13 protein-coding genes are annotated in these 14,323 nt (G+C 61.7%); 6 read left to right on the plus strand and 7 right to left on the minus strand.

What is annotated here, in order from left to right:
• Positions 1–3: 3 nt before the first annotated feature.
• The gene (gene leuS, locus LVD12_RS08500) at positions 4–2,601 is read right to left on the minus strand and encodes a leucine--tRNA ligase (protein WP_237067272.1); all 2,598 of its coding nucleotides are present in this window, start codon (positions 2,599–2,601) and stop codon (positions 4–6) included.
• A gap of 91 nt (positions 2,602–2,692) precedes the next feature.
• Here leuS and LVD12_RS08505 point away from each other — a divergent pair, with 91 nt between their 5' ends.
• From LVD12_RS08505 to LVD12_RS08515, 3 genes are all read left to right on the plus strand, one after another.
• Positions 2,693–3,142, plus strand: coding sequence for a zinc ribbon-containing protein (locus tag LVD12_RS08505; protein WP_237067273.1), 450 nt, complete (start codon positions 2,693–2,695; stop codon positions 3,140–3,142).
• Positions 3,142–3,921 carry a YdcF family protein gene (locus LVD12_RS08510; protein ID WP_237067274.1) on the plus strand — a complete coding sequence of 260 codons (780 nt, stop codon included), beginning with the start codon at positions 3,142–3,144 and terminating at the stop codon, positions 3,919–3,921. The genes LVD12_RS08505 and LVD12_RS08510 overlap by 1 nt, the downstream gene beginning before the upstream one ends.
• A 225-nt stretch (positions 3,922–4,146) precedes the next feature.
• Complete coding sequence (locus LVD12_RS08515; protein ID WP_237067275.1) at positions 4,147–4,521, plus strand: hypothetical protein; 375 nt, start codon at positions 4,147–4,149, stop codon at positions 4,519–4,521.
• A 66-nt stretch (positions 4,522–4,587) separates the two neighbouring features.
• Here the strand turns inward: LVD12_RS08515 and LVD12_RS08520 are convergent, their stop codons facing one another.
• On the minus strand, positions 4,588–5,529 hold the full coding sequence (locus tag LVD12_RS08520; RefSeq protein ID WP_369413374.1) for a TIGR01777 family oxidoreductase: 942 nt from the start codon (positions 5,527–5,529) through the stop codon (positions 4,588–4,590).
• Between the two features lie 362 nt (positions 5,530–5,891).
• Between LVD12_RS08520 and LVD12_RS08525 the strand changes: the two genes are divergently transcribed.
• Complete coding sequence (locus LVD12_RS08525) at positions 5,892–6,323, plus strand: acyloxyacyl hydrolase (protein WP_237067277.1); 432 nt, start codon at positions 5,892–5,894, stop codon at positions 6,321–6,323.
• Positions 6,324–6,350: 27 nt separating this feature from the next.
• Here the strand turns inward: LVD12_RS08525 and lnt are convergent, their stop codons facing one another.
• From lnt to miaB, 5 genes are all read right to left on the minus strand, one after another.
• Complete coding sequence (gene lnt, locus LVD12_RS08530) at positions 6,351–7,928, minus strand: apolipoprotein N-acyltransferase (protein WP_237067278.1); 1,578 nt, start codon at positions 7,926–7,928, stop codon at positions 6,351–6,353.
• Positions 7,929–7,980: 52 nt separating this feature from the next.
• Complete coding sequence (locus LVD12_RS08535; protein ID WP_439651338.1) at positions 7,981–8,865, minus strand: CorC family transporter; 885 nt, start codon at positions 8,863–8,865, stop codon at positions 7,981–7,983.
• A gap of 58 nt (positions 8,866–8,923) precedes the next feature.
• Entirely contained in the window at positions 8,924–9,409 is a 486-nt protein-coding gene (gene ybeY, locus LVD12_RS08540; RefSeq protein ID WP_237067279.1) for an rRNA maturation RNase YbeY, read from the minus strand.
• A gap of 24 nt (positions 9,410–9,433) precedes the next feature.
• The gene (locus LVD12_RS08545; protein WP_237067280.1) at positions 9,434–10,459 is read right to left on the minus strand and encodes a PhoH family protein; all 1,026 of its coding nucleotides are present in this window, start codon (positions 10,457–10,459) and stop codon (positions 9,434–9,436) included.
• A 187-nt stretch (positions 10,460–10,646) separates the two neighbouring features.
• Complete coding sequence (miaB, locus tag LVD12_RS08550; RefSeq protein WP_237067281.1) at positions 10,647–12,026, minus strand: tRNA (N6-isopentenyl adenosine(37)-C2)-methylthiotransferase MiaB; 1,380 nt, start codon at positions 12,024–12,026, stop codon at positions 10,647–10,649.
• A 200-nt stretch (positions 12,027–12,226) separates the two neighbouring features.
• On the opposite strand from miaB, the gene LVD12_RS08555 reads away from it, so the two are divergent.
• Positions 12,227–12,559 (plus strand): DUF1820 family protein, encoded by a 333-nt coding sequence (locus LVD12_RS08555; RefSeq protein WP_237067282.1) that lies wholly within the window; start codon positions 12,227–12,229, stop codon positions 12,557–12,559.
• 368 nt (positions 12,560–12,927) lie between these two features.
• Positions 12,928–14,301, plus strand: coding sequence for a hypothetical protein (locus LVD12_RS08560; protein WP_237067283.1), 1,374 nt, complete (start codon positions 12,928–12,930; stop codon positions 14,299–14,301).
• Positions 14,302–14,323: the final 22 nt, after the last annotated feature.

Consider the following 14,323-nt stretch of genomic DNA (forward strand, 5'->3'; position numbering starts at 1 on the left):
CGTTTATTTGGCAACGATGTTGACCAGCTTGCCCGGGACCACAATCACCTTGCGCACGGTCGCGTCGCCAATGAACTTCTGAACGTTGTCGTTCGACAGCGCCATCCTTTCCAGAGTTTCCTTGTCGGCATCCGCGGGAGCTTCCAGCTTGGCCCGCACCTTGCCGTTGACCTGTACCACCAGGGTGATGCTGGAGCGCACCAGGGCTTTTTCATCCACCTGCGGCCACGGGGCATCCACCAGTGCGGTCTCGTTACCCAGCGCGCGCCACAGCTGGTGGCCGATATGCGGGGTGACCGGTGCCAGCAGTTTTACAGCGGCTTCCAGGGCCTCGCGCTCCACCGCGAGACCCTGCTCGCTGTCGCGCTCTGCCAGCTTGCCCACTTCATTCAGCAGCTCCATCACCGCGGCAACAGCGGTGTTGAAAGTCTGGCGGCGCCCATAGTCGTCGCTGACCTTCTGGATGGTCTCGTGGGTCTTGCGGCGCAATTGTTGCTGCTTGTCACTCAGGCTGCCAGCGTCGATGGCGGCAGAGGTGCTGCCGGTCTCCAGGTGGCCTTGCACGGTCTTCCACAGCTTGCGCAGGAAGCGGCTGGCGCCCTCCACACCGGCTTCGTGCCACTCCAGGGTCTGTTCGGGCGGTGCGGCGAACATGGTGAACAGACGCACGGTATCGGCACCGTACTCCTCGACCGCGGCGTGCGGGTCAATACCGTTGTTCTTGGACTTGGACATCTTGACCACGCCGCCGGCAATGACTTCCTCACCGGTGGCGCGTTCGACGGCGCGAATGGCCTTGCCTTTCTCGTCGCGCTCCACGTCCACATCGGCGGGGTTGATCCAGGTCTTGTGGCCGTCCTTTTCCTTGTAGAAAGACTCTGCCAGTACCATGCCCTGGCACAGCAGCTGCTTGAACGGCTCGTCGCTATCCACCAGGCCCTCGTCGCGCATCAGCTTGTGGAAGAAGCGCGCGTACAGCAAGTGCAGAATGGCGTGTTCGATACCGCCCACATACTGGTCAACCGGCAGCCAGTAATTGGCCCGGTCCGGATCCAGCATGCCCTGCTCGAAGTCGGGGCAGGTGTAGCGGGCGTAGTACCAGCTGGACTCCATGAAGGTGTCGAAGGTATCGGTCTCGCGCTCAACCGGCTCCCCATTCAGCTCGTCCTTGCGCCACTCCGGGTCTGCCTTGATCGGTGACTGGACGCCGTCCAGCTCCACGTCCTCCGGCAGCAGGATCGGCAGCTTTTCAGCCGGTACCGGAATCTCGCCGCCGTCGGGCAGGTTGAACATGGGGATCGGTGCGCCCCAGTAGCGCTGGCGGGACACGCCCCAGTCGCGCAGGCGGTAGTTGGTCGTCACGCGGCCCTTGCCCGCCGCGGACAGTGCGTCGGCGATGGCATTGAAGGCGGCCTCGAAATCCAGGCCGTCGAAACCGCCGGAGTTCACCAGCACGCCCTTGTCGACGAAGGCCTCGGTGTCCAGATCGATGGGCTCGTCACCGGACGGCGCCACCACCTGCTGGATCGGCAGGTCGTATTTGCGGGCAAACTCCCAGTCACGCTGGTCGTGGGCCGGGACCGCCATTACGCAGCCGGTGCCGTAATCCATCAGCACATAGTTGGCGACCCAGACAGGGACTTCCTCGCCGGTGATCGGATGTACTGCCTTGATACCGGTGTCCATGCCGCGCTTTTCCATGGTGGCCATGTCGGCTTCGGACATGGACTGCTTCTTGCACTCGGCGATAAAGGCTTTCAGCTCGGTATTGTTCTCTGCCAGCTCCAGCGCGATCGGGTGTTCAGCGGCGATGGAGACATAGGTGACCCCCATCAGGGTGTCCGGGCGGGTGGTGTACACGTCGAAGTGGTCCACGCCGGCGATGGTGTGGGGCAGGGCGAAGCTCAGCTCCACGCCCTTGCTCTTGCCGATCCAGTTGCGCTGCATGGTGCGCACCTGCTCCGGCCAGTCGGGCAGCTTGTCCAGATCGTCGAGCAGTTCCTCGGCGTAATCGGTGATCTTGATGAACCACTGGGCCAGTTCGCGGCGCTCCACGGTGGTACCGCAGCGCCAGCAGGCACCGTCCTCGACTTGCTCGTTGGCCAGTACGGTCGCGTCGTGTGGGCACCAGTTCACTGCGGAGTTCTTCTTGTAGACCAGCCCCTTCTCATACAGGCGGGTGAAGAACCACTGCTCCCAGCGGTAGTAGGACGGCTGGCAGGTGGCCAGCTCGCGGGACCAGTCAAAGCCGAAGCCGAGTGCTTTCAGCTGGCCTTTCATGTAATCGATGTTGGCGTAGGTCCACTTGGCCGGGGCGGTCTTGTTCTGGATCGCGGCGTTCTCGGCCGGCAGGCCGAAGGCGTCCCAGCCCATGGGATGCAGCACATTCTTGCCCTGCATGCGCTGAAAGCGGGAGATCACGTCGGTAATGGTGTAGTTGCGCACATGCCCCATGTGCAGCTTGCCGCTGGGGTAGGGGAACATGGACAGGCAGTAGAATTTTTCCTTGCTGGTGTCCTCCGTGACCTCAAAGCTCTTCTGTTCCTCCCAGAATTCCTGGGCGGCGGCTTCGACTGCGGAGGGGTTGTACTGCTCTTCCATCGGCGGGAACCTATACTCTGTGACTCAATTCGTAGTGGGAATTCCAGTCCAATTCGTACACTGGAAAGCGCGGAATTATATGAGGGATGCCATGACGAAGGAACCGAAGTTGCCTCCTGAGGAGGATCTGGCGGAAGAACTGCGCCAGGATCTGGAGAATCTGGTCGAGGGTGAGCTGGCCGTAGAGGAGCTCACGGCCAATAAGATGGCGTTCCTGCGCGCCTGGCTGAAGGACGACCTGCATCGGGCGGCGGAGTACCTGCGCGGTCTGGGTGGTGAGCTGAAAACCACTGAAGAGCGCGCCGGAGAGCTGTTTTTGAATGCCGCCGACCCCACCGAGACGGCCTGGCCCAAGCTGATGCGATGTATCAAAGCCGGTGAGCCCTGGGCCCTGGCCGGCGAAACCGTGGGCGCGGGAGAGGAGCTGCAGTGCCTGGGGTGTGGTTACCGTGCACTCCCCCCGGAGAATGCCCAGATCACCCCATGCCATCGCTGTGGTTACGGCGTCTTTCGCCAGATTACCGGTGGTCTCGAGCGCTGATGGAATCCCATGCTGCCCTGACCACCCTGGTGATGCCGCCATTGGCGCCGCTGCTGGGGCTGTTGTTGGCTCTTGTGTTGTGGTTGCTGCCCTCTTCGTCGGTTTTCGCAAAACTGTCACTGCCGCTGGCTATTCTCTCTGTCGCGACCTTGTGGATTTCGGCGACACCGGTCTTTTCTTACTGGCTCGGTAAGCAGGTGGGACAGGCGCCGTCGCAGGCCGAGGCTGTGCCCCAGGCTGTGGTGGTGTTAGGCGCAGGTCGTTACCGGGATGAGAAAAGCGGTAACGAACGGCTTTCAGCCACCACTCTCGAGCGGCTGATGTGGGCAGTGGACAAGGGCCCCACCCAGCTGCCGGTCCTGGTCACCGGCGGACGTGTTTATGCCGGTGAGCGGGATCCCGAGGCGCAATTAATGGCGGTCGTGATGAAAGATCGCCTGCAGCGACCGGCGACTTGGCAGGAGAATTGCAGTCGTACCACAGCCGAGAATGCGGTCAATAGTGCGGCGATGCTTCATGACTCCGGTGTGGAAAGCATCGTGCTGGTCACTCACTGGTGGCATATGCCGCGGGCGGCGCGGGTTTTTGCCCGCGCGGGCCTGCAGGTTCAGCCACTTGCGGTGGGCACGCCCGGGGAGCTGTTACCGCGCGCACAGGGCGGGTTGCTGTCCTGGCTGCCAACGGCTTCTGCCATGCTGCGTACTCAGGTGTACTGGCGCGAACTGCTTGGTCAGTGGTGGTATTACTGGAGGCCTTTGCCGCCAGAACATAAATGTTGAGGAACTAACGCCCCAGTCCGTCTTCTCAAGGCTAGAGGCTCGGGCAGGCCGCGAAACTGGCGTCAAAAGACAGGATCTGGCGAGCGGTTCCGGTCACGATAATGCCTTGTAGGGTCCCGATCAGGGGGCCTAAGATGTGAAGCCCACAGTGGCGGTCGTTGGTTGAAAAGCAATGGAGCAGTGGCTGTGGATAGCAACCATAAAAATAAAAGAGGTACCGCTGAAATGATGGCAATTCCAGCGTCTTTTTCTCCCCTCCAGTTACATAATCGCCTGAATCGTCTGGTGGATGTCGGCTTCCGGCGGGTGCGCCGTGATGGCCGTGATCTGGTATTTCTCACTGCGGGCAGTGAAGCAGGTGGCCTGGTCCGCAAGAACTTTGAGACCTTTGCCGGCCAGATAGTCCGGGAGTTCCGTATCGATCCCGTGGAGGCTGATTTCATTGAGCTGCGCGTCGAGGCTGGCGAACCCCGTTGGTATCGCTGGCATGCGCAATGGGTTGGCTCTGCGCCGATGGAGTGCACTGCAGAGGCGGTGGAGGGAGAATCCGGCCGGCGCTACCTCACCCAGGCCCTTGAGGCCAGCGAAGAAGCGGCCTGACCCTCTGTTCGCCGCTCTCTAAACAAAGAGAAGAGCCCAGAACTGAAAGCTCCGGGTTTCCGGGGCTCAGGCCTGTGCTTTGCGGGGTTGGCGGTTGTCCAGCAAGTCCGCGAGGGCGGCTTCGAGCGTGGGAAAGCGGAAGGTGTAACCAGTATCCAGTGCTGTGCGCGGTTCCATGCGCTGGCTTGCCAGCAGCAGCTCCTCTGCCATTTCCCCGAACATCAATTTCAGCGCCCATCCCGGTGTGCGGACCAGGCACGGGCGATGCAGCTGCTTGGCCAGCAGCCGGGCGAAGCTGTTATTGGTTACCGCCTCGGGTGCGCAGGCGTTGAATGGCAGGCACACGTGCCGGTCGATGGCGTGCAGCATCAGCCCGACGATATCGTCCTCGTGAATCCAGCTCATCCACTGTTCGCCGGATCCCATTGGTCCGCCGGCTCCGAGCCGAAACGGAGGCAGCATCTGGGAGAGTGCGCCACCACGGGTCGAGAGGACGATTCCCGTCCGCATGATACCCACACAAATCCCAGCCTGTTGCAGTGGCAGGGTGGCCGCCTCCCAATCACGGCAGAGCTCGGCGGAAAAGCCACCCCCCGGCGGATTGTTTTCCTTCAGGAGGTCGCCACCTCTGTCTCCGTAATAGCCCACGGCGGAACCGGATAGAACAAAACGCGGTCGTTGCGCCAGTGACAGGCACCAGCGCACCAGCACTTCTGTGGTGTCGATACGGGAGTTGCGGATTTCCTCGCGGCGCTTCTCTGTCCAGCGGTGGTTAATGGGTTCACCGGCCAGATTGACCACCACATCCACCGGTTCCTCTACCTGATGCAGCTCGGCCACACCTTTGGCCGTCTCGCCGCAGAGTTCCCTGACTTTATCCGGTTGTCTGCTCAGCACTGTCACGGTATTGCCGCGAGCAAGCCACTGCTGGCAAAAGTGCCGGCCGATCAAGCCGGTTCCGCCGGTGATTAAACAATGCATAGAGTTGGCATCCGTGCCTTTTGTCATTTATTGGTCAGCATAATAGCAGTCAGTAGCGTGATTCACTGTTGCTCTGGGACTCTTCAGGCAATTTATGCGCAGTGTAAGCCAATCACCTGATCTGCTGGTGGCTTTAGGCGCCCGCTTGTCTCTCTGCTGCTTTGTCTGCTTGCTGGTCTGGAAGTGCCGGGGTTTTGCAACGCAATACGTGAGATCGTGGGCGGCTATGTTGCGTGGGCGCCTGAAACGGGGCCCTTGCTATACTCCGTTTGACCAGTGGCCAACGGATGTGGCCCATCACCTGCGCAGTAGAGGTATACAGGATGTTGAGCAGGGCCTTGGCGGTAGCAGCGAGGTTTTTTGGGGTTCAGTGGTTTCTTGTTGCCGCCGTGTCATTTGCAGCTGCAGATGTCTCGGCAGAGGAGAGTCCTCAGAGCATTGTTTCGGTCGGCCTCGGCCAGGCACTGTTTAACGGCGATATGACGGCAGCAGAATTGTCATACCGGCACCGACGGTGGGAGTTCGGCGGGGTGATTCTCGGTCAGGGGGATACGGCCGAGGGGGAGCAGGAACGGCTCGGCTACGCAGCCTCCATTACCCGTGTCCTGCGCCCGGGCTGGGAGTGGTGTCGCGGCAGCTTCTACGGACGTGTTGGTGTTTCCTACGTCGATGGCTCACCACTGGTCGGCCACTTCAATTTCAGGACGGGTTTTGGAATCGACTTCAGGGCTTTTTCCCTGGAATATCAACATTTCTCCAGTGCCAGCCTGACCCGTCTCAATACCGGTATCGACGTTATACAGTTCCGAATTCCCTTCTGAGCAGGTTTCCGGCCAGGCGGGTAGGGTTCAATTGCCCTCGGCCGCCTCGCTGGCAAGCACTGGCTCCCCGGCCGCGCCGCGCTTCCGTTGGAGCAGCAGTGCCGCAGCGAGCATCACCGCTGCCAGAGCCAGCATTCCCCAGATTCCCAGCAGCATAAACGGCGTAGCGCCACTCTTCGCTCTCACCTTGCCGGTCATGGTGGCCTGCTCGAACTGTGGAAGGCGCTCGACAATCTGGCCGCGCGGGTCGACGACGGCAGTTACCCCTGTATTGGTGGCTCGCACCAGGTAGCGTCCAGTCTCCAGGGCACGCATCTGCGCCATCTGCATGTGTTGAAGGGGCCCGATGGAAGCGCCGAACCAGGCATCGTTGCTGATGGTCAGGAGAACTTCCGAGCTCAGGGCACTCTCCGATACCAGTGCCGGATAGACGATTTCATAGCAGATCAGTGGCGCCCACCCGGCACCGGCTGCCAGCAGTGGTTGCTGCTCGTCCGGACCGGGGCGGATAAAGGAGGTGGGCAAATCGAAGAACTCGATAGTGCCGCGCAGCCAGTCTTCCAGCGGCACATACTCACCGAAGGGCACCAGGTGGCGCTTGTGGTAAACGTGGGGGCTGCGGCCGAATACGGCGGCGGAGTTGTGCACCAGCCGGCGGGGGTTGCCATTCTCGGGCGTTTCGATGCGATCGTAGAGAATGCCGCTGATCAGATCGATGCCGGTCTGCTCGGCGTTTCTCTGCAATGCCTGCATCAGGTTGGGGGCCTGGCTGTATAACAGGGGCAGCGCGGCCTCCGGCCAGATAATCACGTCCACGTTCTGGCTGGCCAGCTGGCGGGTGCCCTCCTGGTAGCGGCTGATGGTCTCACCGCGGAATTCCGGCAGCCACTTTTTTTCCTGGGGGATGTTGGCCTGGACCAGCCCCACGGAGATCTCACCGCCGGCCTCGGTCCACTCGACCTGCGACAGCAGGGCGCCGGCGGGCCAGGTCATGGCCGCGGCGATAATCAGGGCCAGGTTGCCTTTCTGCTGGCGCAGGGGCAGCTTGCGGGCCGCCAGAAGCGCGATGACAGCCGCGGACAGTGCCAGTAGCAGGCCGATACCGTACACGCTCAGCACGGGCGCCCAGCCGGACAGCCAGGTCGAGCTGTGGGCATAGCCGGCAAACAGCCACGGGAAACCGGTAAACAGCCAGGTGCGCAGCCACTCGCTCAGGAACCACAGAGCGGGGAATGCGAGGGCGAAACTCAGCGGGTTGCCGGTGAAGCGGCCGATCGCCAGGAATGGCAGTGCCAGCGCTGCCGCGAGGATGGCGACGAAGCCGCCGGTCAGCAGCAGGCCCAGTGGCATCGACGAACCGCCAAAGTCGGTGATCGATACGTAGACCCAGGAACCGCCACTGGCAAAGAGGCCGAAACCGAAGCAGAACGCCAGCCAGAAACCGGCTCTCTTGCCGAGGCGACCGGTATCGGCGGCCCGCAGGTTCAGCCAGGCGAACAGCGCCAGCGACAGCAGGCCCGCAGGCCAGAAGTCGAAGGGCGCGAAGGACAGGGTCATCAGGCCGCCGGCGGCGGCACTGGCGAGGGGCAGAAACAGTTTGCGCATGGATCTGGTCTCACTGGCGCCCTGCGCCTGCAGGGCAGCCGGGCGAAGCTGTTTACTCTTCTTCGCGAGGCTGACGGTGCCCGCGTTGGACTCGCAACAAGTGAATCTGGCGATTGTCCGCGTAGAGGACCCGGAAGCGGAATTCCGCCAGGTCGGTCACTTCATCGCGGCTCGGAAGGTGGCCGAATGACTGCATGATCAGGCCGCCGACAGTGTCGAACTCCTCGTCGCTGAGCTCACTCTCGAAGTACTCGTTGAACTCCTCGATGGGGGTGAGCGCCTTGACGATGAAGTCATTGTCGCCGACTTTGCGGATAAAGCTGTCCGCCTCTTCCTCGTCGGTTTCGTCTTCGATATCGCCGACAATCTCCTCGAGGATGTCCTCGATGGTCACCACCCCGGAGACACCGCCGTACTCGTCGATCACCACGGCCATGTGGTAGCGGTTCTCGCGGAACTCCCGCAGCAGGATGTTGAGGCGCTTGCTCTCGGGAATGATGTTGGCGGGGCGGATGATGCTCTCGAGCTCGAAGCCCTCGACGCCCTTGAGGATCAGCGGCAGCAGGTCTTTGGCCAGCAGTATGCCGCGTATGTCATCGATGCTCTCGCCAATCACCGGGAAGCGGGAGTGACCGGATTCGATGATCTTGGGCAGGAACTCCTCCGGCTTGTCCTGGAGGCTGACCACCACCATCTGCGAGCGGGGAATCATGATCTCCCGCACCTGCTGGCTCGAGACGTCCAGGGCGCCCTCGATGATGGACAGGGCCTCGGCGTCTACCAGCTTGTTGTCTGCCGCATCCTTGATGATGTCGAGCAGCTCGTCGCGGGACTTGGGCTCGGCGGAAAAGGCGCCGAACAGTTTTTCCAGCCAGTTCTTCTCCCCCGATCGGGGTTTGCCGGAAGACTGGCTACTTGGGGGTTCGTCTGTGGTCATGGATGTGGCCATGCGCTCCGATTTCTCTCTTCGTGTCTCAAAAACGCCTTGCGGGCGGTCAGGCCCCGGGGGCCTCGGTTGGTCTATCCGCGGGCTGGTAGGGATCGGCGATGCCGAGCCCGGCCAGTACCTTCACTTCCAGGCCTTCCATTATCTCCGCCTCGGCGTCCTCAATATGGTCGTAACCCAGAAGGTGCAGTGTGCCATGGACCACCATGTGTGCCCAGTGCGCCGGGCTCGCCTTGTGCTGTTCCTCCGCTTCCCGCGCCACCACGGGGGCGCAGATCACGAGATCGCCGAGCAATGGCAGATCGACTTCCTCCGGCAGTTCCGCCGGAAAGGATAATACATTGGTGGGTTTGTCCTTGCCCCGGTAGTCACGGTTCAGCTGCTGGCTCTCTGCCTCATCGACAATGCGGATGGAGAGTTCGGCCTCGTCGCGGTGGCCCTCCAGCGCCGCCAGCACCCACTGGCGGATCTGTTCATCGGTCGGGAGTGCGGTGGCACGGCTGGCCCGCTGCACGTCCAGGTGGAGCTCCGGCATCACTGGATAGCGAAGAGCGCGGCCTCAGGCCGCGTCTTCACTCGGGTTGCCGGCGGCGGCTTCGCGGGCCGCCTCGTAGACATCGTAGGCTTCGACGATGCGCTGCACCAGCGGGTGGCGCACCACATCCTTGGCCCCGAAATGGGTAAAGCTGATGCCGTTCACCTTGCCCAGTACCTCGATGGCATGGCGCAGGCCGGAGGCCTGGCCGCGGGGCAGGTCGATCTGGCTCGGGTCACCGGTGATGACCGCAGTGGAGCCGAAGCCGATCCGGGTCAGGAACATCTTCATCTGCTCGCGGGTGGTGTTCTGGCTCTCGTCCAGGATCACGAAGGCATTGTTCAGGGTCCGCCCGCGCATGTAGGCCAGCGGTGCCACCTCGATCACGTTGCGCTCGATCAGCTTGCCCACGGTCTCGAAGCCGAGCATTTCATACAGGGCGTCGTAGAGTGGGCGCAGGTAGGGGTCGACCTTCTGGCTCAGGTCGCCGGGCAGGAAGCCCAGTTTCTCACCGGCTTCCACCGCCGGGCGCACCAGCAGGATGCGCTCCACCTCGTCCTTCAGCAGTGACTCGACCGCGCAGGCGACCGCGAGATAGGTCTTGCCGGTACCGGCCGGGCCGATACCGAAGTTGATATCGTTGGTCTGCACCGCGCGCACATACCGGCGCTGGTTCAGCCCGCGCGGGCGCACGGAACACTTCTTGGTGCGGATCAGCACTACCTCGTCCGCATCACCACTGCTGTCGGAGTCATTTTTCTCCAGCAGTTCCTCCACGCCGGACTGCTGCAGGGCGAGGTGGATCTCGTCCGGTGTCAGGTGGTCCCGGGACTCGGTCTCCCCGTAGAGGAAACTGAGCAGCTCACCGGCGGCGCGGGCACTCCTGGGCTCGCCGTAAAAAGCGAACTGGTTGCCGCGGTTGCGGATTTCGATATCGAGTCGCTGTTCTATCTGACGCAGGTGTTCGTCAAACTGGCCGCAGAGGTTGGCGAGGCGGCGCGCGTCGTTGGGTTCGAGGGTGATGCTGTGGGCGAGAGTATGTGTTTCCAAATTGGTTTCGGCACCTGTATTGGGGACTTTCACTGCTAGGGTATACCGATTTTCCCGGTGGGGGAAAGGCCGGAGTGTGACCAATACCTTCTAACTGACAAAACCGCTTATAACACGGGGGTATTACAGTTTCGGGGCTGTGACCGGCAGGCCGCCAGCCCCGAATGGCCGGCTATTCAGAGGATTCTCAGAACAGCGGGCCTTCCAGCTCCGAAGTCACCAGGGTGCCGCGCAGGGAGTTGGGCAGGGCCTCCTCGATCAGGACATCCGCAAACTTGCCGATCAGTGCCATGTCGTCGGCGCGGAAGTTGACCACGCGGTTGTTTTCGGTCCGGCCCTGCAGCTGCCCCGGGTCTTTCTTGGAGACACCGGTCACCAGCACCCGCTCGGTGTTGCCCACCATGCGCCGGGCGATCTCTGCCGCCTGCTGGTTGATACGGTGCTGCAGCAACTGCAGGCGCTGCTTCTTCACTTCCTCCGGGGTCTCGTCCGGCAGGTCCGCCGCCGGGGTGCCCGGGCGCGCGGAATAGATGAAGCTGAACGAGATATCGAAACCCACATCCTGAATCAGCTTCATGGTGTCTTCGAAGTCTTTCTCGGTCTCACCGGGGAAACCGATGATAAAGTCCGAAGACAGGCAGATATCCGGGCGGATCTTGCGCAGGCGGCGGATCTTGGACTTGTACTCCAGCGCCGTGTGGCCGCGTTTCATGGCCATCAGGATACGGTCGGAGCCGCTTTGCACCGGCAGGTGCAGGTGGTTGACCAGCTCCGGCACCTCGGCGTACACGTCGATCAGCGCATCGGAGAACTCCACCGGGTGGGAGGTGGTGTAGCGGATGCGGTCGATGCCGTCGATGGCGGCCACATAGGTGATCAGCTCGGCGAAATCCACGATCTGGCCGTCGTCACCGGGGGCCCGGTAGGCGTTCACGTTCTGGCCCAGCAGGTTCACCTCGCGCACGCCCTGGTCTGCCAGGTGCGCCACTTCCTCCAGCACGTCCGCCACCGGGCGGCTCACTTCCTCACCGCGGGTGTAGGGCACCACGCAGAAGGTGCAGTACTTGGAGCAGCCCTCCATGATGGACACGAACGCGGTGGCGCCATCCGCCTCCGGCTGCGGCAGGCGGTCGAACTTCTCGATTTCCGGGAAAGTGACGTCCACCACCACCGCGCCGGTGTCCTGGCGGCGGGTCTCCATCATTTCCGGCAGGCGGTGCAGGGTCTGCGGGCCAAAGATCAGGTCCACATAGGGAGCGCGCTTGGCGATCGCTTCGCCCTCCTGGCTCGCCACGCAGCCACCGACGCCGATCACCAGATCGGGATTTTTTTCCTTCAGGTGCTTCCAGCGGCCCAGCTGGTGGAACAATTTTTCCTGTGCCTTCTCGCGAATAGAACAGGTGTTGACCAGCAGGACGTCCGCCTCTTCCGGGTCATCAGTGGGCACCATGGCGTGGGACTCGCCGAGCAGATCGCGCATACGCGCCGAGTCGTACTCGTTCATCTGGCAGCCGTGGGTCTTGATAAAGAGCTTTTTCACCCTGTTTTCGGTCGGGGTCTCGGACATAGCGGGCCTGGTTAAAAACTGGTCAATTTAAAAGGTGGGGCATTATAGCGATCCGGCCCTGCACTGCCTAGCCGGTGGCAGCGCCCGGCGGTATTAGGCCACCCGCAGCTATGCTATCCTTCCGCGCTTTTTCCGGCCCCGGCCATTCCGGGGCGGCGAGACTAGTATTCCCAGGGGCCTTACCCCATCCAGAGATACCTATGGCGAACCCGATCTACAAAGTTATCTTTCACAACCAGAACCAGGTGTACGAACTCTATGCCCGTGCCATCTACCAGAGCGAGATGTACGGCTTTATCGAGGTGGAGGAGTTCGTGTTCGGTGAGAAGTCCCAGCTGGTGGTGGATCCCAGCGAGGAGAAGCTGAAGACCGAATTCGCCTCGGTGACCCGTTCCTATATCCCCATGCACAGCATCGTCCGCATCGATGAGGTGGAGAAAGAGGGCACCGGCAAGATTGTCGAGGTCAAGGGAGACAAGGTCACCCAGTTCCCGTTTCCGGCTCCCATGCGCCCGCCGGTGGACAGCGAATAGCCCGGTAATCCCCGTCGTGTTCGCGGCAGCCCGTGGCTGCCGCCCTCCTGCCCTGTACAAACCCACCCCCCGAAAAGCGCCGCTTCGCTCCCTCTGTACTGCTCCTGGTAAGTGCGCGCCTGTGCCTGACGATTCCTCAATTGCTGGTTGAGAGAGGCGCCAGAGTCCCGTCTGGTTACTCCTGCCGGCATGCTGGATACGCGTAACGCTTCACCGCATCTGCGCCCCGGTCCCCTCCGGGCGGCTATTCTGAGAGGTACGGAAGTTTTTGCTGTTTTCCGGCATGGATTAAAACTCCGCCAGAAAAGCACAGCAGGACACAATTCCGACCAGAACCTAAATGTAGTGGATGTCTTTTAGGTGAAGTCATGAGCACGATTCCGGCAACCAAGGCCGCCATCTCTGCACTCCGTCTTGAAGAGCGCATCGAGCGCGACGTTAAGGCGGGTATCCCCGAGGTCGATCGCATCAGCCATACGGAAAGTGAGGAGAGCCTGCGCTCCTACGTGATCCGCGAGATCATCGGCCGTGTGCACACCGACCGGCAAGACCAGCTGGATGAGCAGGTGGAAGCCCGCAAAGAAGTGGACATTCGCCAGCTGTTCCAGGAGATCACCCACACCGAACGCAGTGTCGGTCGGCAACTGGAGAGCCGCTTCGCCACCATTGCCAAGGATCTCAAACGTTCGGCGCGGGAGTTCGCGGCAGTGCGGGCGGACCTGGAGATCTTCAAGCACCGCAACGGACTTACCCGTGAGGCCATCTATCGCGAGTCCCGCATCCTGCACTACGCGATCATCTTCTTTATCGTTATTGCAGAGACGGCCCTGAATTCTTTCTTTCTCTCCAAGGGCAGTGAGCTCGGCCTTGTCGGTGGCTTCTTCCAGGCCTTTATCATTGCACTGGTGAACCTGGGCCTGGCCGCGTTTGCCGCTTTTTCACTGCGTGGGGTATTCCATCGCAACCCGGCGCGCAAGATGCTGTCAGTCTCACTGTTTACCGGCGTTGCAATCCTGGCTGCGGCGTTTGTGCTCGGCGTCGGGCACTACCGGGAAGCGCTGGAGCTGAACCCGTTTGTTGCGTCAAAGCTGGCGGTGATGAATCTGTGGGGTGCACCCCTCGGCATCCACGATTTCAATGCCTGGATCATGGTGATCGTGAGTGCCATCGCGTTGATCCTGCTCACCGCCAAGTTCTTCATCGTCGACGACCGCTACCCGGGCTTTACCGCCATGACCCGCCGCACCAGGGCGCTGCGGGATCAGTGGGCCCACAGCTGTACCGATGCCATCGACGAGCTCAACGAGGTGGCCGAGGAAGCGCGGCAGGACCTGGCAGAGAAAGAGAAGGAAATCCGCTCACAGTACATTGCCTTCAAGTCGAGTATCGAGCGCAGCGAGGAAATCAGCAGCCACTACGAGGAGGACATCGTCAAGGCCCAGGGGCTGCTGGACGAACTGGTGCGCTATTACCAGTCCTACTCCGCGCGCATGATGAACCGCCGTGCCGCCTATTTCGGTGAGCTGTTGCGATTCGAGCTGGATACCCTGCCGAAACTCAATACCACGGGCCTGGCGCAACACAAGACCGACCTTGAAGCCTTCGACAGGATGTTTGCCGACCTGGAGCAGGCCTACACGGACGCCATGGCAGGCATCAACCAGCAGTGCGAGACGGCCCAGCAAAAACTGGCGGTGCTGGTGGCTGATATCGAGCGCGAGAACGGACTGGGAGCAGGCTGATGACCAGGAGGGTGCGCAGAGC

The sequence above is a fragment of the Microbulbifer guangxiensis genome (assembly GCF_021729075.1).
Taxonomy (GTDB): domain Bacteria; phylum Pseudomonadota; class Gammaproteobacteria; order Pseudomonadales; family Cellvibrionaceae; genus Microbulbifer; species Microbulbifer guangxiensis.

What these genes read in the sequence shown, in the direction of transcription:
- LVD12_RS08505 (WP_237067273.1), top strand. Translation starts at nt 2,693, where the DNA reads ATGACGAAGGAACCGAAGTTGCCTCCTGAGGAGGATCTGGCGGAAGAA.
- LVD12_RS08560 (WP_237067283.1), top strand. Translation starts at nt 12,928, where the DNA reads ATGAGCACGATTCCGGCAACCAAGGCCGCCATCTCTGCACTCCGTCTT.
- ybeY (WP_237067279.1), bottom strand. Translation starts at nt 9,409, where the DNA reads ATGCCGGAGCTCCACCTGGACGTGCAGCGGGCCAGCCGTGCCACCGCA.
- lnt (WP_237067278.1), bottom strand. Translation starts at nt 7,928, where the DNA reads ATGCGCAAACTGTTTCTGCCCCTCGCCAGTGCCGCCGCCGGCGGCCTG.
- LVD12_RS08515 (WP_237067275.1), top strand. Translation starts at nt 4,147, where the DNA reads ATGATGGCAATTCCAGCGTCTTTTTCTCCCCTCCAGTTACATAATCGC.
- LVD12_RS08520 (WP_369413374.1), bottom strand. Translation starts at nt 5,529, where the DNA reads ATGACAAAAGGCACGGATGCCAACTCTATGCATTGTTTAATCACCGGC.
- LVD12_RS08555 (WP_237067282.1), top strand. Translation starts at nt 12,227, where the DNA reads ATGGCGAACCCGATCTACAAAGTTATCTTTCACAACCAGAACCAGGTG.
- miaB (WP_237067281.1), bottom strand. Translation starts at nt 12,026, where the DNA reads ATGTCCGAGACCCCGACCGAAAACAGGGTGAAAAAGCTCTTTATCAAG.
- LVD12_RS08510 (WP_237067274.1), top strand. Translation starts at nt 3,142, where the DNA reads ATGGAATCCCATGCTGCCCTGACCACCCTGGTGATGCCGCCATTGGCG.
- leuS (WP_237067272.1), bottom strand. Translation starts at nt 2,601, where the DNA reads ATGGAAGAGCAGTACAACCCCTCCGCAGTCGAAGCCGCCGCCCAGGAA.
- LVD12_RS08535 (WP_439651338.1), bottom strand. Translation starts at nt 8,865, where the DNA reads ATGACCACAGACGAACCCCCAAGTAGCCAGTCTTCCGGCAAACCCCGA.